The organism is Methylobacterium sp. 1A, from assembly GCF_058072805.1.
Window position 1 is genome coordinate 1,127,811 of sequence record NZ_JBYQVE010000002.1, and the last position, 23,237, is coordinate 1,151,047.

Here is a 23,237-nt window from a genome sequence, read left to right on the forward strand (position 1 = left end):
GTCACCGGCTCAGTCCCTCCGCGCGGTAGAAGCCGGCCAGGCCGGCCCCCGCGGCGAGCCGGATCTTGGGCAGGGCGACGCGGTCGAACAGGGCCGCGTCGCGCGCCCGGTTCCCGCGCTCGGTGACGGCGATGTGGTAGATCATCGCCCATTTCACGCTGTCCCGGCCGCCGTCGAGGGCGCCGAGCCGGTCGCGCACGAACCACGACCGGCGCAGGTAGCGGATCAGGCCGGTGGCGGTCGGGACGTCGAGAAGGATCACGCCCGTCGCCCGCTCCAGACGCTGCGGCAGGCACCGGGCATAGGTGCCGTCCATGACCCAGCGCGGCTCGCGGATCGCCGCGTCGTGCAGGGCCTGGAACTCCGCGAAGGGCCGCGGATCCCAGTCGGTGCCCGGCTGGTGGTACAGCCGGTCGAGGTGGACCGGCGGCAGGCCGCGCGCCCGCGCGATGGCGACCGCCAGGGTGGACTTACCGCTGTTCGACGGCCCCAGGATGCAGAGCCGCGGGCCGAGCGCGTCGAGGGTCACGGCGAGCGCGGCGGTGGCAGCGCGTCGAGCAGCTGGCGCAGGAATGCCCGCACCGCCTTCGGCAGCCGCCGGTCGCGCATCGCCTGGATCTTCACGCTCCGGGCGAGGCTCGTCCGGGACTGGATCGGCAGGCTGACAAGCTCGTTGAGCCGCAGGGGCGTCTGCACCGACAGCGCCGACATCAGGGCGATGCCGCGGGAGCGCCGCACGAAGGGCAGCAGCGCCGAGAGCGTGTTGGAGGTCAGCACCGGCTCCACCGCGATGCCCTCGTGCGCGCAGGCGGCGTCGAAGACCTGCCGCAGGGTCGTGTCCCGGGTCGGCAGGGCGACGGGATACTCCAGCAGGTCGACGAGGCGCAGGGCCGGCGCCCGCGCGAGGGGATGGTCGGGCGCGGCCAGCGCCAGCATGTCGACCTGCCCGTCGTAGAGCACCTCGACCTGCGCGGTGGGTGTCAGCGCGAAGGTGATCCCGAGATCGGCATCCCCCACCGACACCGTCTGGGTGACCTGGGCCGGGGGCTGGACCGTGACCTCGAAGCGGATGCCGGGATGGGCCGCGTGGAAGGCCGCGATGGCGTTCGGCACGATGTCGAGGGAGAAGCCCTCCGAGCAGGCGACCCGGATCAGCCCGCGGGCGAGCCCTTCCAGCTCCCGGATCTCGGTGACCACCTGCTCGGAGCGGATCAGCACCTGATGGGCGTGCTGCGCCAGCAGCTCACCGGCCGGGCTCGGCACCATGCCGCGCGGGCGGCGCTCGAACAGCACGCAGTCGAGCTCGGCCTCCAGGTTGGCGATCTGCCGGCTGATCGCCGAGGCCGCGACGTTGAGCTGGGACGAGGCGGCTGCGATCGACCCGGTGCGGGCCACGGCCAGGAAGTAGCGCAGGCCCGTACTCTGCATTATCGTGCTCGGTGCGCTGTATGGTGCCGTGCACATTGCCGATACGGCAACGCAGCACTCGCTAAATTCTACTTGTTGCGATCCCAGATGCACAACACCATGGCAGGGTGAAAAACGCGGCAGCCGCGGAACCGTCCGCCGGGCCTGTCCGCCGCGCCGTCGGAGCCTGCATGCCGCTACGGACCCTCACCCGAGCCGCCACCCTGGCCGCCTCGTTCGCGACCCTGATCGCCGCCCACCCGGCGCTGGCCGGCAAGGCCAACGACACATTGGTCTACGCGTCGGACAGCGAGCCCGAGAACGTCAGCCCGTACCACAACAGCGCCCGCGAGGGCGTGATCCTGGCCCGGAACTGCTGGGACACGCTGCTGTACCGGGATCCCAAGGACGGCACCTACAAGCCGTTCCTGGCGACCGCCTGGAAATGGACGGACGACACGACCCTCGACCTCACGATCCGCGAGGGCGTGGTCTTCCACAACGGCGACCCGCTCGGGCCGGAGGACGTGGCCTTCACGTTCAACTACGTGCTGACCCCCGAGGCGCGCACGGTCACCCGCCAGAACGTTGACTGGATGAAGTCGGTGGAGGTGACCGGCCCGCACAGCGTGCGCATCCACCTCAAGGCGCCGTTCCCGGCGGCGCTCGAGTACCTCGCCGGCCCGACCCCGATCTTCCCAGCCAACTACTTCAAGAAGGTCGGCCTCGACGGTTTCGCCAAGGCGCCGGTCGGCAGCGGCCCGTACCGGATCACCAAGGTCGACAGCGGCCGCGGGGTCTCCATGGAGCGGTTCGACAAGTACTGGGCCGAGAGCCCTCTGGGTAAGCCGAAGATCGGCAAGCTGCAGTTCCGCGTCATCCCGGACGGCGAGAGCCGGATGGCCGAGCTGATGACCGGCGGCGTCGACTGGATCTGGCGGGTGCCGAGCGACCAAGCCGAGCAGTTGCGCGCCGCGCCCAACATCACGGTCCTCAATTCCGAGACGATGCGGGTCGGGTTCCTGCAGTTCGACACGCTGGGCCGGGCGAAGGAGAACTCGCCGCTCAAGGACGTGCGCGTCCGGCAAGCGATCTCCTACGCCATCGACCGCAAGGCGATGGTCGACAACCTCGTGCGCGGCGCCTCGCGGGTGATGAACGCGCTGTGCTTCGTCGACCAGTTCGGCTGCACCGACCAGGGGGTGATGCGCTACCCCTACGACCCCGCCAAGGCCAAGGCGCTGCTCAAGGAAGCCGGCTACCCGAACGGGTTCGAGATCGACCTCGGCGCCTATCGCGAGCGCGACTACGCCGAGGCGGTGATCGGCTATCTCGGCGCCGTCGGCATCAAGGCGCGGCTCAACTACCTGCGCTACGCGGCGTTCCGCGACGCGCTGCGGGCCGGCAAGACCTCGATCGGCTACCAGACCTGGGGGTCGTTCTCGGTGCTCGACGTCTCGGCCTTCGACGGGGTGTATTTCCGCGGCGGCGAGGAGGACCTGACCAAGGATCCGCAGGTGATCGCCGACCTGCAGGAGGGCGACAGCTCCATGGATCCCGAGAAGCGCAAGGCCGCCTACGCTAAGGCGCTCCAGCGGATCGCCGCGCAGGCCTACGCCCTGCCGATGTTCTCCTACTCGACCAACTACGCCTTCACGTCGGACCTCAACTTCACCGCCCAGCCCGACGAGGTGGCGCGCTTCTACGCGGCGTCGTGGAAGTGACGGCGGTGGCCGTAGCGCGCCGCTTTTCCCCTCCCCCTTGCGGGGAGGGGGCAGGGGTGGGGGTGGTGCAGACGGCACCGCTCCGCTCGATCCTGAACCACCCCCACCTCCGGCTCCTCCCCGCAAGCTTGAGCGATCCCGGGCAAACCCGGGATCGCCAGGGGAGGAGAGAACGCTCCGTCATGATCCGACGTGATCGACGGGAAACAGCAGGAGCCTGAGCCATGCTGGCCTTCACGTTCCGGCGCGTGCTGGTCGCCCTGGCGGTGGCCTTCACGGTCTCGGTGGCGAGCTTCCTGCTCCTCCACCTCTCGGGCGACCTCGCCACGGCCATCGCCGGCCCTGAGGCCACCGGGCCGCAGATCGCCCAGATCCGCCAGGATTACGGCCTGGACCAGCCGCTGCTGACCCAGTTCCTCACCTGGGGCTGGCGGGCGCTGCACCTCGACTTCGGCAACTCCTTCTATTTCCGTGAGAGCGTGATCGACCTGCTGGCCGCCCGCCTGCCGATCACCCTCTATCTCGGCATCATCGCGCTGGCCGTGGCGCTGTTCGTGGCCATTCCCCTCGGCGTCGTCGCCGCCGTGAAGCGGGACACGTGGATCGACCGGACGGCGCTCGCCGTCTCGGTGCTGGGCCAGGCGATGCCGAGCTTCTGGTTCGGCCTGACGCTGATCCTGATCTTCTCCGTCAACCTCCGCTGGCTGCCGGTCTCGGGCAACGCCACCTGGAAGAACTTCGTCCTGCCCGCAGTGGCGCTCGGCTACTACGCGATGCCGGCGGTGATGCGGCTCACCCGCAACGGCATGCTGGAGGTGCTGGCCTCCGACTACGTCCGCACCGCCCGCGCCAAGGGTCTGCCGCCTCGGAAGATCCTGGTGCGGCACGCGCTGCGCAACGCCGTGATCCCGGTGATCGCCCTGTCGGCGGTGCAGTTCGGCTTCATGCTCGGCGGTTCGATCGTGATCGAGGCGGTGTTCTCGCTCCAGGGCCTCGGCCAGCTCGCCTGGGAATCGATCGCCCGCAACGACTTCCCCGTCGTCCAGGCGATCGTGCTGGTGCTGGCCATGATCTACATCGGCCTGACGCTGGCCGCCGACCTGCTGAACGCCTTCCTCGACCCGCGCCTGCGCCAGTCGTGAGGATCCGCCGATGAGCCTTCCCCCCGACACGGCGGCGCTCGCCGCCCCCGCCCTGCCCCCGGACGCGCCGGTCGCGCTGACGCCGGTCCCCTCCCCCACCCGCCTGATCCTGCGGCGGGGCCTGCGCCACACCGGCTTCCTGATCGGGGCCGGGATCCTCGGGCTGATCGTGCTGGCGGCGCTCGCCGCCCCGCTCATCGCGCCGCACGACCCCTACGCGCAGGACGTGTCCCGCCGCCTGATCCCGCCGGTCTGGCAGGCCAAGGGCACCTGGGAGCACGTGCTCGGTACCGACAAGCTCGGCCGCGACTACCTGAGCCGCCTGCTCTACGGCGGCCAGATCTCTCTGCTGATCGGGATCTCGGCGGCGCTGATCTCCGGGCTGATCGGCACGACCCTCGGTTTATGCGCCGGCTATTTCGGCGGCTGGGTCGATTCGGTGGTGAGCTACGTGGTGACCACCCGGCTCGCCATGCCGGTGGTGCTGGTGGCGCTCGCCATGGCGGCGCTGGTCGGCGGCTCCCTGAAGGTGGTGGTGCTGGTGCTGGGCTTCCTGCTCTGGGACCGCTTCGCCGTGGTGACCCGGGCCGCGACCCAGCAGATCCGCAACCAGGACTTCATCTCGGCCGCCCGCGCCGCGGGGCTGACCGACCTGCGCATCATTCGCCAGGAGATCCTGCCCAACATCATGAACGCCCTGATCGTCGTGGCGACCCTGGAGATGGCCCACGCGATCCTGCTGGAGGCCGCCCTGTCGTTCCTCGGGCTCGGCGTGCAGCCGCCCCTGCCCTCCTGGGGCCTGATGATCGCCGAGGGCAAGCAGTACATGTTCTTCCAGCCCTGGGTGATCACCATCCCGGGCGTGGCGCTCCTCCTCCTCGTGCTGGCGATCAATCTCTTAGGTGATGGCCTGCGCGACATCACCGCCCCCGAGGCGCGCAACTGATGCCGTCGTCTTTGCGAGCGCAGCGAAGCAATCCAGGGCGGCGCCACGCTGCCGGGAGGTCCCGCTTCCCTGGGTTGCTTCGCTACGCTCGCAATGACGGGTGGGGCCGCCCGCGCGAACAAATGACACCCCTTTCCTTCGCCTGAGATCACACCATGACGCGAGACGCCGCCATCGCGCGCGCCACTGACAGCTTCGATTCGGGCGCGTTCCTCGCCCTCTTGCGGGAGGCGGTGGCGATGCCGACCGAGAGCCAGGCCCCCGGCCAGGAGGCGGCGCTCCGCGCCTATCTCGACGCCTTCATCGCGCCGCTGGTCGCCCGCCTCGGCTTCGAGACCCCGAAGATCTTCCCCAACCCCGACGGGGTGCACGGCCCGTTCCTGATCGCCGAGCGGCGCGAGGGCGCGGACCTGCCGACCGTGCTGATCTACGGCCACGGCGACACGGTGCGGGGCTATCCCGAGCAGTGGCGCGAGGGCCTCGGCCCCTGGGAGATCGTGGTCGAGGGCGACCGCTGGTACGGGCGCGGCACCGCCGACAACAAGGGCCAGCACGTCCTCAACCTCGCCGCCCTGGAGCAGGTGATCGCAGCGCGCGACGGCCGTCTCGGCTTCAACGTGAAGCTGCTGATCGAGATGGGCGAGGAATCGGGCTCCCCGGGCCTGCGGCCGTTCTGCCGGGAGCAAGCCGAGGTCCTCCGGTCCGACGTGCTGATCGCCTCGGACGGGCCGCGCCTCAACGGCGAGCGCCCGACCCTCTTCCTGGGCTCCCGCGGCGCCTACAATTTCGAGCTCAGCCTGAACCTGCGCGAGGGCCCGCACCATTCCGGCAACTGGGGCGGCCTGCTGCGCAACCCCGGCACGGTGCTGGCCTCGGCGATCGCCTCGATGGTCGACGCGCGCGGCGCCATCCTGGTCGACGCCCTGCGGCCGCCGCCGATTCCCGAGGGCGTGCGCGCGGCCCTCGCCGATATCCGCGTCGGCGAGGACCCGACCGCGCCGACGATCGACACCGACTGGGGCGAGCCGGGCCTCACCCCGGCCGAGCGGGTCTTCGCCTGGAACACGCTGGAGGTGCTGGCCTTCAAGACCGGCGATCCGGACGGGCCGCTCAACGCCGTGCCGCCCCACGCCAAGGCAACCCTGCAGCTGCGCTTCGTGGTCGGCACCGACTGGCAGAACCTGATCCGGAACGTCCGCGCCCATCTCGACGCGCACGGCTTCCCGATGATCGAGGTCCGGCCGGCCCGCGCGGCGGAAGTCTTCCAGGCGACGCGGCTGCCCGTGGAGGATCCCTGGGTCGAGTGGGCGCTCCAGTCGATCGAGGCGAGCAGCGGAAAAAAGCCGGCGCTGCTGCCCAATCTCGGCGGCTCGCTGCCGAACGACGCCTTCTCGGAGATTCTGGGCCTGCCGACCCTCTGGGTGCCGCATTCCTACCCGGCCTGCCGCCAGCACGGGCCCGACGAGCACATGCTCGCCTCCGGCACCCGCGAGGGCCTGGCGATCATGGCCGGCCTGTTCTGGGATCTGGGCCGAGACGGACCCGACATCCTCCGCCGCCGCGAAGCGAGGGCCTGAACCATGAGCGAGCCGGTCGTCCGCATCCGCGATCTGACGATCGCGCTCCCCAAGGGCGCCGACCGCCCGCACGCGGTCGAGGGCCTGAACCTCGACCTCGAGGCCGGGAAGATCCTGTGCGTCGTCGGGGAATCGGGCTCGGGCAAGTCGATGAGCGCCTACGCGCTGACCGGCCTCCTGCCCCGGGCCCTGAAACCGACGGCCGGCACGATCCTGTTCGAGGGCCGGGATCTCCTGACCCTCGACGAGCCCGCGTGGCGGTCGCTGCGGGGCCGGCGCATCGCCATGGTGTTCCAGGAGCCGATGACGGCCCTGAACCCGGTGATGCGGATCGGCGACCAGATCGCCGAGATGTTCGAGGCGCACAACCTGCTCACCCGCAGCGAGCGCTGGGCCCGGGCGGTGGCGCTCGCCACCGAGGTCGGGCTTCCCAACCCCGAGGAGGCGGTGCGGGCCTACCCGCACCAGCTCTCCGGCGGCCAGCGGCAGCGAGCGATGATCGCCATGGCGCTGGCGCTGGAGCCCTCGGTGTTGGTCGCCGACGAGCCGACCACGGCGCTGGACGTCACCACCCAGGCCCAGATCCTCCGGCTGATCCGCGACCTGCAGCGGAAGCGCGGGATGAGCGTCCTGTTCATCACCCACGATTTCGGCGTGGTGGCGGAGATCGCCGACCACGTGGCGGTGCTCCAGCGCGGACGGCTGGTCGAATCCGGCACCGCCGAGGCCGTGCTGCGCAATCCGCAGGCGCCCTACACCAGGGCGCTGCTCGCCGCCGTCCCGAGCCTGACGCCGCCGCCGCGCTCAGCCCTGGAGGCGGCCCCGGTCGCGCTCTCCGTGAACCGGTTGTCCAAGACCTATTCCGGGCGCTCCGGCCTGTTCGGCAAGCCGCGGGTCGTCGCGGCCGTCAAGGAGGTCTCGTTCGACGTCCGCCGCGGCGAGACCCTGGGGATCGTCGGTGAATCCGGCTCCGGCAAGTCGACCACGGCGCGGCTCGCGATCCGGCTGATCGAGCCCGACGGCGGCACGGTCCGGCTGGGCGAACTCGACTACACGGCGCTCAAGAGCGGCGACCTGCGCGACAAGCGCAGCCGGATCCAGATGATCTTCCAGGACCCGTTCGCGTCGCTGAACCCGCGGCGCACCGTGGAGCAGATCATCACGGCGGGCCCCATCGCCCACGGGGTCCCGGCCGCCGAGGCCCGGGAGCGGGCGCGCAGCCTCCTCGACCTCGTCGGTCTCGATCCGAAGGCCGCCGCCCGCTACCCCAACGCCTTCTCGGGCGGGCAGCGCCAGCGCATCGGCATCGCCCGAGCGCTCGCGATGGAGCCGGACGTGCTGGTGGCCGACGAGGCGGTCTCGGCGCTGGACGTCTCGGTCCAGCGGCAGGTGCTGGACCTGCTGGAGGACCTGAAGCAGAGATTGTCGCTGGCGATGCTGTTCATCACCCACGATCTGCGGGTGGCCGCCACGATCTGCGACCGGATCGCCGTGATGCACCGCGGCGCCATCGTGGAGATGCGGGGCACCGCGGACCTGTTCGCCGCGCCGGAGCACGCCTACACCCGCACCCTGCTCGCCGCGGTGCCGGGCGCGCGCGCCTCCTGAGCCGTTCCGGCCCCGGACGGGCCAATCTGGGACGCAGAGACAAGTTTTTTGGACGGGACCGCCCTGTCCGGATCCTGCAAGTTCAGTAGGATAGCGCCGTTGTCGAGGGTGGAGCACCCCGGCGGATCCACGGCTGCACCCGCTATCCGTCCCCGCCCGCACCTCGCACGGGGACAGGGTTATCGAGCGTGTCGATCTCAGACAAGACCGACGACATCAGGCCGAACCGCAAGCGCAGCGAGACGAATCTGCCGCCGGTGCTCCGCCGCGGGCGCCAGCACCGGATCGTGCGCTGGATCGGCGCCGCGAACCGCAAGGCGCCGCGCCCCGCGGAGGAGCCCGCGGCCGCGGACAACCGGGTGATCAAACTGAGCTGGGCCGACACGTTCGGCCGCCCGGGCCGCGCCGAGCCCGGCCGATCCGAGCCGGCCCCCGCGCAGGTGCTGCCGTTCCTGGGGCGGCGGAGCGAGACCGCGCCGCGCGCGGCCCCGCGCCGCGCCGCCGATCAACCGCCGGTGCCCGTCCTGCGCTGATCGACGCGCCCGCCGGGCACGCCGAGGCCGATCGCCTTCGCCAGCGCGGAGCGCTGCGCGGCGTAGCCCGGCGCCGTCATCGGGTAATCGTCCGGCAGACCGTAGCGCTCGCGGTACCGCTCCGGCGTCAGGCCGTGGGCGGTGAGGTGGCGCTTCAGGGTCTTGTAGGTCCGGCCGTCGATGAAGCTGACGATCCCGTCCTCCTGGACCGACTTGCGGATCTGGGCCGGCGTCGGCCGCTCCACGGCCGGCTCGACCGCGGCCGCCGGCGCCTGCCCGTCGAGGGATGCCAGGGCCGTGTGCACGCTCGCCATCAGCTCGGGCAGGGCCGTCGGCGGAACGGAATTGTTCGAGACGTAGGCGGCGACGATCTCGCCCACCAGCGTAACCAACCTGAGGCTGTTCTCGGGATTCTTTTCAGGCACTGCGCGAGTCCACACGAAGCTTTCGACGACGATGCCTGCGGTTCCAAAGCAAAAACCGCGTATGTGTCAAGACGGTCTTGACTGAGGGATGATCACCCGAAGCGCTTTTCGGTGCGGATGGGCCGGATCGCCGGCGCGAAAGGCTCCGGTCACCTGCACAAAGGTGCCGATGGAATGCCTGTTACACGGGTCGGGAGCCCGCGCGGCGGGAAAGACCGCGCGCGGCGTCACCCGATCCCGAGAGCGCGGATCAGCGTCAGGCTGAGGGCGATCAGGACCGCCAGGGAGGTGGTGACCGCGAGGGTGACCCGGCCGCCGACCCGGGCCAGGACCCGGACGTCGACCCCGAGGCCGAGGGCGGCCATGGACAGGACCGTGAGCACGCCGGCGAGCTGGGTCAGCGGCTTCACCGCCGGGTCCGGGACGAGGCCCAGGGAGCGCAGGGTGGCCAGCGCCAGGAAGCCGAGGATGAACCAGGGCACCAGCTTGGTGAAGCCCGGACGGGACGGCGCCGGCGGCGCCCCCGCTGCCTGCGGCAGACGCGGGGCGATCAGCGAGAACACCACCACGACCGGGCCGAGCATCAGCACCCGCACCAGCTTGACCAGGGTGCCGACCTGGGTCGACAGCAGGCTCACCGGGACGGTCGCGGCCAGGACCTGCGGCACCGCGTAGACGGTGAGCCCCGCCAGCACCCCGTACTGGTTGTCAGTCATGCCCGCGAGGGGCACGAACAGCGGCAGCCCGAGCACCATCAGCACGCCGAGGACGGCGGTGAACGCGATGGCGGCGGCGATGTCCTTCGCCTCCGCGCCGATCACGGGTGCCACCGCGGCGATGGCCGAGTTGCCGCAGATGGCGTTGCCGCAGGCCACCAGGATCGCCATGCGGGCCGGCAGCCCGAGCGCCCGGCAGATCGCCACGCTGGCGGCGATGCCGAGCACCACGGTCCCGACGATGCCGGCCAGCAGCGCTGGGCCGGAGGCGAGGATCGCCCCGAGGCTCAGGGAGGCGCCGAGCAGCACCACGGCGACCTCGAGGAGCTGCTTGGCCGAGAAGGCGATGCCGGTGCGGAACTGCGCCGGGGGCGTCCAGGCGGTCCGCACCGCGATGCCGATCAGGATCGCCAGGACCAGGGCCTCGATGTAGGGGTGACCGGCGACCCGCTCCTCTACCGCCTGCGCGGCCATCGCCACCGCGGTGATCACCGCGCACAGGCCGATGCCGGGCAGGACCGAGGCGGCCGTGTCCGACCGGCCACCCCGGTCGGGGCGGGCCGGCGTCGGGGCCGTCTTGGATGGGGCGTCAGGGCTCACGGGAACGGGCTCCGGGGGTCGTCAGCGGAGCCTATAGGAAGAAAACGTTCGCCGCACCGTCGCAACAGAGAAGTTCGATCTCTATTCGAGCAACATGCGAGAAGACACGTCTCCGCAGAGATCGGGGCCGGCTTCGGGCGAAGCGCTTCGCCCGAGGCCGGCCCCCGCTCAGGCCTGCATGCCCCAGCGCTGGACGGTGCGCCGCTCGATCGTCTGGAAGATCAGGTTCTCGACCACGAGACCGATCAGGATCACGGTGAGCAGCCCGGCGAACACGTTCGGGATGTCGAGCATGTTCTTGTTCTCGAAGATGAACCAGCCGAGGCCGCCCGCCCCGGACGACACCCCGAAGACCAGCTCGGCGGCGATCAGGGTGCGCCACGCGAAGGCCCAGCCGACCTTCAGGCCGGTGAGGATCGAGGGAAAGGCCGCCGGGATCAGGATCTTGCCGATCAGCCGCGGGCCCGACAGCCCGTAATTGCGCCCGACCATCTTGAGCGTGCGGCTGACCGACAGGAAGCCCGAATGGGTGTTGAGGGCGATCGCCCAGGTCACCGAGTGGACCAGCACGAAGATCAGGCTGCCGTTGCCCAGGCCGAACCAGATCAGCGCCAGGGGCAGGAGCGCGATCGCCGGCAGCGGGTTGAACATCGACGTCAGCGTCTCGAGCAGGTCGGTCCCGATCCGCGACGCGATGGCGACGCCGGTGAGCAGGGTCGCCAGGGCGACGCCGGCGGCGTAGCCCATGAGCAGTACCTTCAGCGAGCTCCAGGCCCGGGCCGGCAGCGTGCCGTCCGCGATGCCCCGGAAGAAGGCCTCCACGGTCGCCGTGAAGGTCGGGAACAGGAGGTCGTTGTCGAGGTAGCGCCCGTAGGCCTCCCAGATCCCGGCGAGGAGCACGAGGATCACGACCTTGCGCAGCCACGCCTGGTTGTAGAGGCGCTCGGCGACCGACAGCGGCTTCTCCACCACGGTGGCGCCGTGGGCGTGGCCGGTCTCGCGCACGATCTCGGGCCGGCCGGACGGCGGCAGGGACGACAGACGCGGCGCGGCGCTCGGCCCGGCCAGCGGGGCGCCGCTCAGGGCTTGCGCGCTAGACATTCTCCGCCTCCTGGATCTCTTCCGAGAACAGCATGTGCTGGATCCGGCCCTCGAGCTGCAGCGCCGCCTCCGGCGATTCGGCGCTGTTGAGCTCGGCCTTCACCTCCCCGGGATGGGGCGAGAGCAGCAGGATGCGCGAGCCGACCTTGATCGCCTCGGGGATCGAGTGGGTGACGAACAGGACGGTGAAGCGCGTGCCCTCCCACAGGGCGAGCAGCTCGTCCTGCATGCGCCGCCGGGTCAGCGCGTCGAGCGCCGCGAAGGGCTCGTCCATCAGCAGGATGTCGGGCTCCATCGCCATGCCGCGGGCGATGGCGACGCGCTGCTTCATGCCGCCCGACAGGGTGTGGGGGTAGCTGTCGGCGAACTTCGTGAGGTTGACCTTGTCGATGTAGAGGTTCGCCCGGTCCAGGGCCTCGCGACCCTTCAGCCGGCCCGAGGCCTCGAGGGCGAAGACCACGTTCTGCCGGACCGTCTTCCACGGCAGGAGCTGGTCGAATTCCTGGAACACCATCATCCGGTCGGGGCCGGGCTCGGTGACCGGGCGCCCCTTCAGGCGGATCTCGCCCTCGGTCGGCGCCATGTAGCCGCCCACCGCCTTGAGCAGGGTCGACTTCCCGCATCCCGACGGCCCGAGCAGGACGAACCGGTCCCCGGGCCAGACCCGGAAGCTCACCCGGTAGGTGGCCGTGACGAGGTGCTCGGGCGTCTTGTAGCGGAGCGTGACGCCGTCGACCTCCAGCAGAGGCTGACCCGTGTCCATCCATCCTCCCTGGCGCCGCGGTTTGAACCGCGTTTCGCTGAGGGCCGGAGATGGTCCGCCCCTCACGGGAAAGTGTATCGGCCCGCGGAAGAGGCTGTAAAGGTCGATATTTTGTATGCGATGGGATCTTCGTCCCGATCGTCAGGCCCGACGGGTCAGGCCGGGTGCCACCACCGGCCCTTCAGCACCACGCCCTCGGCGGTGATCCGCCGGTCGCCCGTCATGTGCTCGCCCCGGGTGTCGACGTAGTCGAACGCGCCGTCCCGCACCGCCAGCACCGTGGCGTCGCCGAGCGCTCCGACCTTCAGGGTCCCGTACTCCATCCGCTTCAGCGCCACGGCGGCGTTCACCGTGGAGGCGGCGACGACCTCGGTGAGGCTCATGCCGAGGCAGAGCATCTTCGACATGGTGGTGACCTGGTCGAAGGCCGGCCCCTCGATGCAGAGCTGGTGCACGTCCGACGAGATCGTGTCGGGCAGGAAGCCCCCCGCCAGCATGGCCCGCGCGGTCCTGAAGGCGAAGGAGCCTTTGCCGTGGCCGATGTCGAACAGCACGCCCCGCGCCCGCGCCTCGCGAAGCGCCGGCTTCACGGCGCCCTGGGCCGTGATGGGCGAGTTCGGGAACGGCCGGAACGCGTGGGTCAGCACGTCGCCGGGCCGCAGCATGGCCAGCACCTGCTCGTAGCTCGGCGGCGGCTCGTCGATATGGGCCATCAGCGGCAGGCCGGTCTCCTCGGCGACCTGCAGGGCGATGTCGAGGGGCGCGGTGCCCTGGTCGCCCGAGGCGTGGCGCCCGACCCGGACCTTGATGCCGACGATCACGTCCCGGTTGGCGTCGGCGACCTCGACCGCCTCCCGGGGCGCCATGAGCCGCGGGTCCTCGCTCTCGCCGACCATGATGGTCTTCGAGAAGCCGAAGATACCGGCGAAGGAGACGTGCAGGTAGGCGAGGATCCGCGCCTGCGACCGCTCGATCACGTGGCTGCGGAAGCCGGCGAAATTGCCGGGCCCGGCGCTGCCGGTATCGACCGAGGTGGTCACCCCCGAGGTCCGGCAGAAATCGTCGGCGTCGATGCCGAGCGAGGTGCCGCCCCAGTAGACATGGGTGTGCAAGTCGATCAGGCCCGGCGTGACGATCGCGCCTTCCATGTCGCGCACCTGCGTGCCGGGGCCCGCCGGCAGGTCGCGGCCGAAGCCCGAGACGCGGCCGTCCGCGAAGGCGACGTCGCAGATCCCGTCGTGGTTCTGCGACGGGTCGATGACCCGGGCGCCCTTCAGGATGAGGTCGTGCTGCACGAGAGACTCCGGATGTGGTTCGCGGGAATCCGACCCGTCCTCGCGAGCGGAGCGAAGCGAAGCGACCCAGGGATCCGCCACGCTCGGGGATCGCGCGCTGCCCTGGGTCGCTTCGCCGCGCTCGCGAGGACGGCGCCGTCAGGCCGCCCGGGCGGGGGCGGCCGTGTCGTTGAGATGGCAGGCGGCGAGATGGCCGGCGCCGACCGCGTCGAGGCCCGGCACCTCGGTCCGGCAGCGGTCGAAGGCGTGCGGGCAGCGGGTGTGGAAGCGGCAGCCGGAGGGCGGGTTGATCGGGCTCGGCACGTCGCCCTTGAGCACGATGCGGGTGCGCCCGGCCCCGGGCTCGGGGATCGGCACCGCCGAGAGCAGCGCCTGCGTGTAGGGGTGCTTGGGCGCCAGGAAGAGATCCCGGCGCGGCCCGATCTCGACGATCTTGCCGAGATACATCACCGCGACGCGGTGGGTCATGTGCTCGACGATGGCGAGGTCGTGCGAGATGAACAGCATCGCGAGGTCGAGCTCGCGCTGCAGGTCGCGCAGCAGGTTGACGATCTGCGCCTTCACCGAGACGTCGAGGGCCGAGACCGCCTCGTCGCAGATGATCAGGTCCGGCTCGGCGGCGAGCGCCCGGGCGATGCCGATGCGCTGGCGCTGCCCGCCGGAGAACTCGTGCGGGAAGCGCCCCAGCGCCTCGCGCGGCAGGCCGACCCGCTCCATCAGGCTGGCGAGGCGCACCTCGAGGTCGGCGCCGTTGCGGGCCAGCCCGAAATTGCGGATCGGCTCGGCCAGGATCGCCCGCACCCGCATCCGCGGGTTGAGCGACGAGAACGGGTCCTGGAACACCATCTGGATGTGGCGCCGCAGGGGCCGCAGCGCCCCGGCCGAGAGGTCGTCGATGCGGCGCCCGTCGAGCACCACCTGGCCGGCGGTGGGCGCGTAGAGGCGCATCAGCGCCTTGGCGACGGTGGACTTGCCGCAGCCGGACTCGCCGACGAGCGAGAGGGTCTCGCCCCGGGCCACCGTGAAGGACAGGCCGTCCACGGCCTTGAGCACGCGCTTGGACTGGCCGAACAGGCCGCCGCCGAGGGCGAAGTGCTTCTTGAGGTCGTTGACCTCCAGCAGGGTGCGGGCGGCGGGTGCGGGCGTGGCGCTCATGCCGCGAGGGCGTCCTTCGGCGCGTAGTGGCAGGCGGCGAGGTGGCCCGGCGCCTTCGGCTCCAGGGCCGGCGCGTAGGCGCGGCACAGGTCGGTGACGTCCGGGCAGCGCCCGGCGAAGACGCAGCCCTCGATCCGGCCTTTGAGGCTCGGCACCATGCCGGGGATCTCGGCGAGCCGCGCGTCGGCGCCGTGCTCGACGGCGCCGAGCTTCGGCACCGCCCCCATCAGGCCGCGGGTGTAGGGGTGGCGCGGCGACCGGAACAGCTCGCGGACCGGCGCCTCCTCGACCTTGCGGCCGGCATACATCACCACCACCCGGTCGGCGACCTCGGCCACCACGCCGAGATCGTGGGTGATCAGCATGATCGCGGCCCCGACCCGGGCCTTCAGGTCGCGCATCAGGTCGAGGATCTGGGCCTGGATGGTCACGTCCAGCGCCGTGGTCGGCTCGTCGGCGATCAGGAGCTTCGGCGAGCAGGCGAGCGCGATGGCGATCATCACCCGCTGGCGCATGCCGCCGGAGAGCTGGTGCGGGTATTCCCGCACCCGGCGCCGCGGCTCGGGGATGCCGACCAGCGTCAGCATCTCCACGGCCCGCTCCTCGGCCTCCCGGCGGCCGAGCCCCTGGTGCAACCGCAGGGTCTCGCCGATCTGGCGGCCGACCGTCAGCACCGGGTTCAGCGAGGTCATCGGCTCCTGGAAGATCACGCTGATGTCGTTGCCGCGGATCTTGCGCATGGCGCTGTTCGGCAGGTCGAGGAGGTTCCTGCCCTCGAACTTGATCGCGCCGGCGATGCGGGCCGGCGGCTCGGGCAGGAGCCGCAGGATCGACATCGAGGTCACCGACTTGCCGCAGCCGGACTCGCCCACGATCGCCAGGGTCTCGCCCGACTGGATCGCGAACGAGACCCCGTCCACCGCCCGGTTCACCCCGTCGGGGGTGCGGAAATGGACCTGCAGGTTCTCGATCGACAGGAGGGGGGTGCCGCTCATGCTGCCGGTCCTCATCAGACGTCTTTCGCCATGCGGGGGTCGAGGGCGTCGCGCAGGCCGTCGCCGACGAGGTTCACGGCGAGCACCGTCATCGAGAGGAAGATGGCCGGGAACAGGATGATGTAGAACTTCACCTGCCAGAGGGCCCGGCCCTCGGCCATGATGTTGCCCCAGGAGGGCGTCGAGGGCGGCACGCCCGCGCCGATGAACGACAGGATCGCCTCGGTGATCATCGCGGAGGCGCAGATGTAGGTCGCCTGCACGGTCATGGGCGCCAGCGTGTTGGGCAGGATGTGGCGCCAGATGATCGCCGGCATCCGGGTGCCGGTGGTGACCGCCGCCTCGACGTAGGGCTGCTCGCGCAGCGACAGCACCACGCCGCGCACGAGGCGGGCGACGCGCGGGATCTCCGCGATGGTGATCGCGATGATCACGTTCTGGACCGAGCCGCGGGTGAGCGCCATCAGCGCGACCGCGAGCAGGATCGGCGGGATCGACATCATGCCGTCGACGACCCGCATGACGATCCCGTCGAGCCAGCGCACCATGCCGGAGACGAGGCCGACCGCGAGCCCGGCGACCGAGGCGAGGAACGCCACCGAGAAGCCGACCAGCAGCGAGACCCGGGCGCCGTAGACCACCCGCGAGTAGACGTCGCGGCCGAGCATGTCGGTGCCGAACCAGTACTGCGCCGACGGGGCCCGGGTGCGCTTGGCCGGCGCCAGGGCGGTCGGGTCGACGGTGCCGAGATAGGGGGCCAGCACCGCCATCAGGAAGACGATGAGGAGCAGCACGCCGCCGACCACGATGGTCGGGTTGCGGCGCACATAGGTCCAGACCCGGCCCCGGCGCTTGCGGGCCGGGATGACGTCGGGCAGCGGCGCCGCGACGGCGAGGCCCGGCGGCGGGGGCGCCTTGGGGGTGATCCCCTCGGGCGGGGCGCCCGCCTGCGGGGCGCTGCTGGGGAAGGGCGCGACGGTCGCGGTCAATAGCGGATCCTCGGGTCGAGCACGGTGTAGAAGAGGTCGATGGCGAGGTTCACGAGCACGTAGACGAAGCTGAACAGCAGCACGACGCCCTGGATGACCGGGTAGTCGCGCCGCAGGATCGCGTCGACGGTGAGGCGCCCGAGGCCGGGGATCGCGAAGACCGTCTCGGTCACCACCGCACCGCCGATCAGCAACGCGATGCCGATGCCGATCACGGTGACGATCGGCACCGCGGCGTTCTTGAGGGCGTGGACGAACAGGACCGGCCCCTGCGACAGCCCCTTGGCCCGGGCCGTGCGCACGTAATCCTGCTGGAGCACGTCGAGCATGGTCGCGCGGGTCACCCGGGCGATCAGCGCGATGTAGACGAGACCGAGCGTCACCGCCGGCAGGATCAGGTTGGACAGCCAGGGCCACACGCCCTGCTCGATCGGCGTGTAGCCCTGCACGGGCAGCCAGCCGAGCTCGAGGGCGAAGACGTAGGCCAGGATGTAGCCGACCACGAAGACCGGCACCGAGAAGCCCGTCACGGCGAGCCCCATCACGAGGCGGTCGATCAGGCTGCCGGCCTTCCAGGCGGCGACGACGCCCAGCGGCACCGCCACCACGATGGCGAAGACCAGGGTGACGAGCATCAGCGAGACGGTGGGCTGCACCCGCTGGCCGATCATGGTGGTGACCGGCAGGTTGGTGAAGATCGAGGTGCCGAGATCCCCGTGGAGGATCTGCCAGGACCATTCCCAGAACCGCACCAGGAACGGCCGGTCGAGGCCGAGCGTGGCGCGGATGCGGGCGACGTCGTCGGGGGTCGCCTGGTCGCCCGCGATGATCGCCGCCGGGTCGCCCGGGGCGAAGTAGAGGAGGCTGAAGACGAACAGCCCGACCACCGCCATGACCGGGATGGTGGCGAGGATGCGCCTGCCGATATAGCCGAGCATGGGGCCTCGCTAGGCTGTGGGCGGGAGGGCGCGGCGGGTGCGGCCGCCCCTGCCCCCCTCGCGGGTGCCGACCTTCACGCGTCCGGGTCGGGCGCGAACGCCGGCGGCGGAGCGCGACGCGCCCCCGCTCCCGTGCGGGAGAGGGACAGGAGAGGGGACCCGCGCCCCGTCCCGCGACCGCGTTGCCGAGCGCGGTATCCGAAGCCGGGAGCCCGCCCAAGAGACCGGGCGAGTCGGGCGACCCGATGTGGCGAGAGCGGGCGCCATCACGCCTTCGACACGCCCCAGGTGAAGGGGATCGGCCCCTTCACGATGCCCGAGACGTTCTTGCGCCACGCCTGGTAGCCGAGGAAGAACCCGGTGGGCACGTAGACCACGCCCTCGCAGGCGGCGGCGTTGACCTTGTCGATGGCGGCCTTCTCGGCGGCCGGGTCGGCGGCGTCGAACCACTCGGCGATGGCGGTCTCCACCGGCGGGATGTTCGGCCAGCCGAACCACGCCTTGTCGCCACTCGCCCGCACCGCCGGGTAGCCCGCCGGATTGATGCAGTCGGCGCCCGCGTGCCAGGTGTGGAACATGTTCCAGCCGCCCTGAGACGGCGGCGCCTTGGAGGCCCGGCGGGTGCCGGTGGTGCCCCAATCGGTGGCGACGAAGTCGACGTTGAAGCCCATCTTCTTCAGGAGGTCGGCGGTGATGTCGCCCTGCGCCTTGGTGATCCCCTGGTCCTGCGCCACGATGCAGACCACCGGCTCGCCCTTGTAGCCGGCCTCCTTGAGCAGCTTCTGGCCGAGCTTGATGTCGCCCTTGCCGACATTGCCGCCGCCCGCCTCGCTGTAGAGGGGTGTGCCCGGCGTGAAGAAGCCCGGCAGCGTCTTCCACAGGCCGTCGTCGTCGCCGACGATCGCCCGCATGTAATCCTCCTGGCTCATCGCGGTCATGACCGCCTGGCGGATCTTCGGGTTGTCGAAGGGCGGGTGCAGGTGGTTCATCCGGAACGACCCGACATTGCCGAGCGGGTCGGCGATGTCGACGTTGAGGTTGCTGTTCTTGCGCAGCAGCGGCACGAGGTCGGAGATCGGGTTCTCCCACCAGTCGACCTCGCCGTTCTGCAGGGCCGCCGACGCGGTGGCGGCGTCCGGCATGATCACCCACTCGACCCGGTCGACCAGCATGCGCTTGCCGCCCGCGAGCCAGGAATTCGGCTCGTCGCGGGGCTTGTAGTCGGTGAAGGTCTCGAACACCGCCCGGGCGCCCGGCACCCACTCGTTGCGGACGAACTTCATCGGGCCCGAGCCGACATACTCGGTGATCTGCGTGAACGGGTCGGTCTTGGCGATCCGCTCCGGCATCATCAGCGCCATCGGCGCGTTGGTCTTGCCGAGCGCGTAGAGCAGCTTCGGGAACGGCTTCTTCAGGCGCCACTGGAAGGTCCTGTCGTCGGTCGCCGCGAGGTCGTCCTGGATGCCGCGGATCATCAGGCCGATCGGGTCCCGGGCCATCCAGCGGGTGAGGCTCGCCACCACGTCCTTGGCCAGCACCGGCTCGCCGTCGTGCCACTTCAGGCCGGGGCGCAGCCGGAAGGTCCAGGTCAGCTTGTCGCCCGAGACCTCCTCGGACTCGACCATCTGGCGCTGCGGCTTCAGCTGCGCGTCGACGCCGTAGAGCATGTCCCAGACGAGGGTGCCGGCGTTGCGCACCACGTACTGGGTCCCCCAGATCGGGTCGAAATTCGCGAGGTTCGCCTGCGGCACGAAGCGCAGGACCTTGCCCCCCTGCGCCAGGGCCGGCCGCGCGAGCTGCGGCGCAGCCAAACCGAGCGCAGCCGAACCCTTGAGAAAGGTCCTGCGGTCCATCGTCTTCTCCCTGGCGGTGCGGATCTCAAGCATCGGTCGCCGGCCCGCACCTTGCGGGCGAGTTTGAACGGTTCTGATGCGCGGGCGCAATGGCCCGTGGTGACAACGACGTCCGGGCGCGCGTCCGCACCGCCGCCGGCCTCGGGGCGACGGCGGCATGGAGAGGGGCTGTGTCGGTGCGGCTCGAACTCACGGGCCGCGTCTCGCAAGGCCCGCGCCAGCCCGGCCGTCACTGCGTTATGTATTCATGATCGCGGAGCGCGCGGCGTCTCGGTCGACATGTCCCGCACCGTCATCGCGAGCGCAGCGATGACGGCTATGCCGACTTCATCGATCGGAAACGGGATCGCACAGCGTTTCGCAGCTCGGGATCGAGCGTGAGGCCGGAGATCCCCTCGCCCTTCGGCCCGCGCTGTGTGGGTCCGCGAGCCCCCCGCGGAGGAGGGCCAGCCGGGGCGGCGGGCACCGGAATGGACGCCTCAGCCCACCTGCCGCAGGTGGCCGCCCCGCGCGCCCGGAACCGCCTGCATGGCGCGGATGAAGGCCGCGATGCGGGGGGCGATCACCGACCGGTAGCGCGAGCCGTTGAACACCCCGTAATGGCCGACGCCGGCCTGGAGGTGGTAGGCCTTGCGCGCCTCCGGAAGGTTCGGCGTCAGGTCGAGGGCCGCCTTGGTCTGGCCGACGCCGGAGATGTCGTCGTTCTCGCCCTCGACCGCCAGGATCGCGCAACGGCGGATGGCGCCGAGATCGACCGGCGTGCCGCGGTGCGTCATCTGTCCCGTCGGCAGGGCGTGGTCGACGAACACGGTCTGCACGGTCTGGAGGTAGTACTCGGCCGTCAGGTCCATCACCGCGAGGTACTCGTCGTAGAACTCGCGGTGCTTCTCGGCCGAGTCGCCGTCGCCCGTCACCAGATGGTCGAACATGTCCGAATGGGCGGTGACGTGGCGGTCGAGGTTCATCGCCATGAAGCCCGACAGCTGCAGGAAGCCCGGATAGACCCGGCGCCAGGCGCCCGGGTAGATCGGCGGCACGAGGCTGATCGTGTTCTGCTCGAACCACTTCTGGCCACGCTCCTGCGCGAGGCAGTTCACCGCGGTGGGCGAGCGGCGGGTGTCGATCGGGCCGCCCATCAAGGTCATGGAGGTCGGCACCGCCGGCTCGTCGGCCGCCTCCATCAGCGCCACCGCGGCGAAGACCGGCACCGCCGGCTGGCACACCGCCATGACGTGCAGGTCCGGCCCCAGGACCGCGAACATCTCCTGCAGGTAGTCGATGTAGTCGTCGAGATCGAACTGGCCCGCGAAGAGCGGCACCATCCGGGCGTCGGTCCAGTCGGTGATGAACACGCGATGGTTCGGCAGCATCGCCTCGACGGTGCCGCGCAGCAGCGTGGCGTAGTGCCCCGACATCGGCGCGACGATCAGCAGCTTGGGCTGCGGCTCCGCGGGGGCCGCCGGGAACGCGCGGTCGAAGGCGATCAGGCGGCAGAACGGCCGCTCCCAGACCACCCGCTCGGTGACCGGGACCGCCGCGCCGTCCACCACCGTCTCGGTGAAGCCGAAGGCGGGCTTGCCGTACTGGCGGGTGACGCGCTCGAACATCTCGCAGCCGGCGCTGACCGCGCGGGCATAGGGTCCGTAGGCCAGGGGATTGCCCGGCATCTGCAGCCCGTAGCGGGTGAGGTCGGCGGCGACGCGGGCGGGCGCCATCAGGGCGCGCGCGCCCTCGTACAGGGAATAGGCCAGCAGCATCGTCACCTCGCGGTCTCGCTCCGGCCGCGGGCATCGAGCCGCGCGGCCCATACCCCCTGCAACCCGAGTCGGTAGGATAATGCTCCACCCTGAACGCGGGCGGAACATCCCGGAGCTGCGGCGACTTGCCTGTGACCACGTCCGCGGGCGATCGTCCGCCAGCGACGACGTGTCCGGGGCGGTGAGCCGGGATTCCCATCGCCGCGTCATGCGAAGGGAGTCCACGGGACGCCGCGCCGGCGGGTCCGTCCGGCGACGCACCGATACAGCCCGTTACAGCCCATGCCCGATACCGATCTCAGCGGCCTCGGTCGCGACGCGCGACACCTGCGGCTCGACACCTTCGTCCGCCTGCGCTGGCTCGCCATCACGGGCCAGAGCGCGGCGGTCGTTGGGGCGCAGTTCGGCCTCGGCCTGCCGCTGCCGTTCGGCTGGTGCTTCCTGGTGATCGCCACCTCGTCCTGGCTGAACCTCGCCCTGCGGATCCGCTTCCCGGCGAGCTACCGGCTCAGCGACGATTCCGCGGCCCTGCTCCTCGCCTTCGACATCGTGCAGCTCGCGGCCCTGCTGTTCCTCACGGGCGGGCTCCAGAACCCGTTCTCGCTGCTGTTCCTCGCCCCCGTGCTGATCTCCGCCACCGCCCTGCCCCCCGAGCGGACCCTGGCGCTGGGCCTCCTGGCGGTGGGCCTCGCGACGCTGCTCGCCCTGGTGCACCGGCCCCTGCCCTGGTTCGCGGACGGGCGGATCGAGCTGCCGTTCCTGTACGTCTCCGGCGTCTGGACCGCGATCCTGCTCGGCACCGCCTTCACGGGCGTCTACGCGTGGCGGGTCGCCGAGGAGACCCGGCTCCTCGCCCAGGCGCTCGCCGCCACCGAGCTGGTGCTCGCCCGCGAGCAGCACCTGTCGCAGCTCGACGGGCTCGCGGCCGCGGCTGCCCACGAATTGGGCACGCCGCTGGGCACGATCATGGTGGTGACCAAGGAGCTGATTCGCCAGCTCGGCCCCACCGCCTCGCCGGCGGTGGCGGAGGATCTCAACCTGCTGCGCGAGCAGGTCGACCGCTGCCGCGGCATCCTCGGCAAGCTGACCTCCCTCGACGGGGACGGGGCCGGGGCCGGCTTCCTGGAGACGGTGACGTTCAGCCACCTCGTGGAGGAGCTGGTGGCGCCGCAGCGGGCACTCGGCGCCGCCCTCGCCGTCACCAGCGCCGGCGAGGGGCCGGAGCCGGCCTGCCGGCGCAACCCGGGCGTCATGTTCGGGCTCGCCAACATCCTCGACAACGCCGTCGACTTCGCCGAGGCCGGCGTCACCGTCGAGGGGCGCTGGACGCCCGACCGGGTCTGGATCGAGATCCGCGACGACGGCCCGGGCTTCTCCAGCGAGGTGCTGCTGCGGGCGGGCGAGCCCTACGTGACCACCCGCAGCCACGACCGGCCGCAATCCGGTGGGACCGTGGGGGCCGGCCTCGGCCTCGGGCTGTTCATCGCCAAGACCCTGATCGAGCGCTCGGGAGCGCAGCTCGCCCTGATGAACGTCGCGGCGCCGGACGCCCACGGGGCGATCGTGCGCGTCTCCTGGGCCCGCCACATCTTCGAGCGCGGCGCCGCGCCGCGACATTCTCCGGAACTCAGTATCCGCGCCCCCCTGCCACCGGGCGATGCCGTACCTATATGAGGGACAGACCAAGAACCCGACGACAAAAACCCGAAAGGA

Annotated in this window: 20 protein-coding genes; 7 read left to right on the top strand and 13 right to left on the bottom strand. The window is 71.0% G+C overall.

What is annotated here, in order from left to right:
- Nucleotide 1 precedes the first annotated feature (1 nt).
- Together ACX9MN_RS25545 and ACX9MN_RS25550 are read right to left on the bottom strand one after the other, a co-directional pair.
- Complete coding sequence (locus ACX9MN_RS25545) at nt 2–529, bottom strand: P-loop NTPase family protein (RefSeq protein WP_042669604.1); 528 nt, start codon at nt 527–529, stop codon at nt 2–4.
- Entirely contained in the window at nt 526–1,428 is a 903-nt protein-coding gene (locus ACX9MN_RS25550; RefSeq protein ID WP_091927007.1) for a LysR family transcriptional regulator, read from the bottom strand. The genes ACX9MN_RS25545 and ACX9MN_RS25550 overlap by 4 nt, the downstream gene beginning before the upstream one ends.
- 170 nt (nt 1,429–1,598) lie before the next feature.
- Between ACX9MN_RS25550 and ACX9MN_RS25555 the strand changes: the two genes are divergently transcribed.
- The 6 genes from ACX9MN_RS25555 to ACX9MN_RS25580 all read left to right on the top strand — a co-directional run bounded on the left by ACX9MN_RS25555 (nt 1,599) and on the right by ACX9MN_RS25580 (nt 8,937).
- On the top strand, nt 1,599–3,131 hold the full coding sequence (locus ACX9MN_RS25555; protein WP_489725793.1) for an ABC transporter substrate-binding protein: 1,533 nt from the start codon (nt 1,599–1,601) through the stop codon (nt 3,129–3,131).
- A 224-nt stretch (nt 3,132–3,355) separates the two neighbouring features.
- Nucleotides 3,356–4,273 carry an ABC transporter permease gene (locus ACX9MN_RS25560; protein WP_042669601.1) on the top strand — a complete coding sequence of 306 codons (918 nt, stop codon included), beginning with the start codon at nt 3,356–3,358 and terminating at the stop codon, nt 4,271–4,273.
- Nucleotides 4,274–4,283: 10 nt separating this feature from the next.
- Nucleotides 4,284–5,219 carry an ABC transporter permease gene (locus tag ACX9MN_RS25565; protein ID WP_489725794.1) on the top strand — a complete coding sequence of 312 codons (936 nt, stop codon included), beginning with the start codon at nt 4,284–4,286 and terminating at the stop codon, nt 5,217–5,219.
- Nucleotides 5,220–5,374: 155 nt separating this feature from the next.
- Nucleotides 5,375–6,796, top strand: a complete 1,422-nt coding sequence (locus ACX9MN_RS25570) for a M20 family metallopeptidase (RefSeq protein WP_489725795.1) — start codon at nt 5,375–5,377, stop codon at nt 6,794–6,796.
- A gap of 3 nt (nt 6,797–6,799) precedes the next feature.
- Nucleotides 6,800–8,404, top strand: coding sequence for an ABC transporter ATP-binding protein (locus tag ACX9MN_RS25575; RefSeq protein ID WP_489725796.1), 1,605 nt, complete (start codon nt 6,800–6,802; stop codon nt 8,402–8,404).
- Nucleotides 8,405–8,592: 188 nt separating this feature from the next.
- The gene (locus ACX9MN_RS25580; protein WP_489725797.1) at nt 8,593–8,937 is read left to right on the top strand and encodes a hypothetical protein; all 345 of its coding nucleotides are present in this window, start codon (nt 8,593–8,595) and stop codon (nt 8,935–8,937) included.
- Here the strand turns inward: ACX9MN_RS25580 and ACX9MN_RS25585 are convergent.
- The 11 genes from ACX9MN_RS25585 to ACX9MN_RS25635 all read right to left on the bottom strand — a co-directional run bounded on the left by ACX9MN_RS25585 (nt 8,910) and on the right by ACX9MN_RS25635 (nt 21,524).
- Nucleotides 8,910–9,362: a Ros/MucR family transcriptional regulator gene (locus tag ACX9MN_RS25585; RefSeq protein WP_489725798.1), complete on the bottom strand. Its 453-nt coding sequence runs from the start codon at nt 9,360–9,362 to the stop codon at nt 8,910–8,912. The genes ACX9MN_RS25580 and ACX9MN_RS25585 overlap by 28 nt on opposite strands.
- Before the next feature lie 227 nt (nt 9,363–9,589).
- A complete protein-coding gene (locus ACX9MN_RS25590; RefSeq protein WP_489725799.1) occupies nt 9,590–10,678 on the bottom strand; it encodes a YeiH family protein in 1,089 nt (362 codons plus the stop codon).
- 168 nt (nt 10,679–10,846) lie between these two features.
- Nucleotides 10,847–11,779, bottom strand: coding sequence for an ABC transporter permease (locus ACX9MN_RS25595; protein WP_489725800.1), 933 nt, complete (start codon nt 11,777–11,779; stop codon nt 10,847–10,849).
- Complete coding sequence (locus tag ACX9MN_RS25600) at nt 11,772–12,542, bottom strand: ABC transporter ATP-binding protein (RefSeq protein WP_056533735.1); 771 nt, start codon at nt 12,540–12,542, stop codon at nt 11,772–11,774. The genes ACX9MN_RS25595 and ACX9MN_RS25600 overlap by 8 nt, the downstream gene beginning before the upstream one ends.
- Before the next feature lie 155 nt (nt 12,543–12,697).
- The gene (locus ACX9MN_RS25605; protein ID WP_489725801.1) at nt 12,698–13,837 is read right to left on the bottom strand and encodes an amidohydrolase/deacetylase family metallohydrolase; all 1,140 of its coding nucleotides are present in this window, start codon (nt 13,835–13,837) and stop codon (nt 12,698–12,700) included.
- A gap of 138 nt (nt 13,838–13,975) precedes the next feature.
- Nucleotides 13,976–14,992, bottom strand: a complete 1,017-nt coding sequence (locus ACX9MN_RS25610; protein WP_489725802.1) for an ABC transporter ATP-binding protein — start codon at nt 14,990–14,992, stop codon at nt 13,976–13,978.
- Nucleotides 14,989–16,002 carry an ABC transporter ATP-binding protein gene (locus ACX9MN_RS25615; protein ID WP_100252516.1) on the bottom strand — a complete coding sequence of 338 codons (1,014 nt, stop codon included), beginning with the start codon at nt 16,000–16,002 and terminating at the stop codon, nt 14,989–14,991. Before ACX9MN_RS25615 ends, ACX9MN_RS25610 begins: the two co-directional genes overlap by 4 nt.
- Nucleotides 16,002–16,976: an ABC transporter permease gene (locus ACX9MN_RS25620; RefSeq protein WP_082558120.1), complete on the bottom strand. Its 975-nt coding sequence runs from the start codon at nt 16,974–16,976 to the stop codon at nt 16,002–16,004. Before ACX9MN_RS25620 ends, ACX9MN_RS25615 begins: the two co-directional genes overlap by 1 nt.
- Nucleotides 16,973–17,914: an ABC transporter permease gene (locus ACX9MN_RS25625; RefSeq protein WP_020093982.1), complete on the bottom strand. Its 942-nt coding sequence runs from the start codon at nt 17,912–17,914 to the stop codon at nt 16,973–16,975. The genes ACX9MN_RS25620 and ACX9MN_RS25625 overlap by 4 nt, the downstream gene beginning before the upstream one ends.
- Nucleotides 17,915–18,180: 266 nt before the next feature.
- Nucleotides 18,181–19,767, bottom strand: coding sequence for an ABC transporter substrate-binding protein (locus ACX9MN_RS25630; protein ID WP_489725803.1), 1,587 nt, complete (start codon nt 19,765–19,767; stop codon nt 18,181–18,183).
- A gap of 479 nt (nt 19,768–20,246) precedes the next feature.
- Entirely contained in the window at nt 20,247–21,524 is a 1,278-nt protein-coding gene (locus ACX9MN_RS25635) for a polyhydroxyalkanoate depolymerase (protein ID WP_020093984.1), read from the bottom strand.
- Between the two features lie 282 nt (nt 21,525–21,806).
- On the opposite strand from ACX9MN_RS25635, the gene ACX9MN_RS25640 reads away from it, so the two are divergent.
- A complete protein-coding gene (locus ACX9MN_RS25640) occupies nt 21,807–23,198 on the top strand; it encodes an ActS/PrrB/RegB family redox-sensitive histidine kinase (protein WP_020093985.1) in 1,392 nt (463 codons plus the stop codon).
- Nucleotides 23,199–23,237 lie beyond the last annotated feature (39 nt).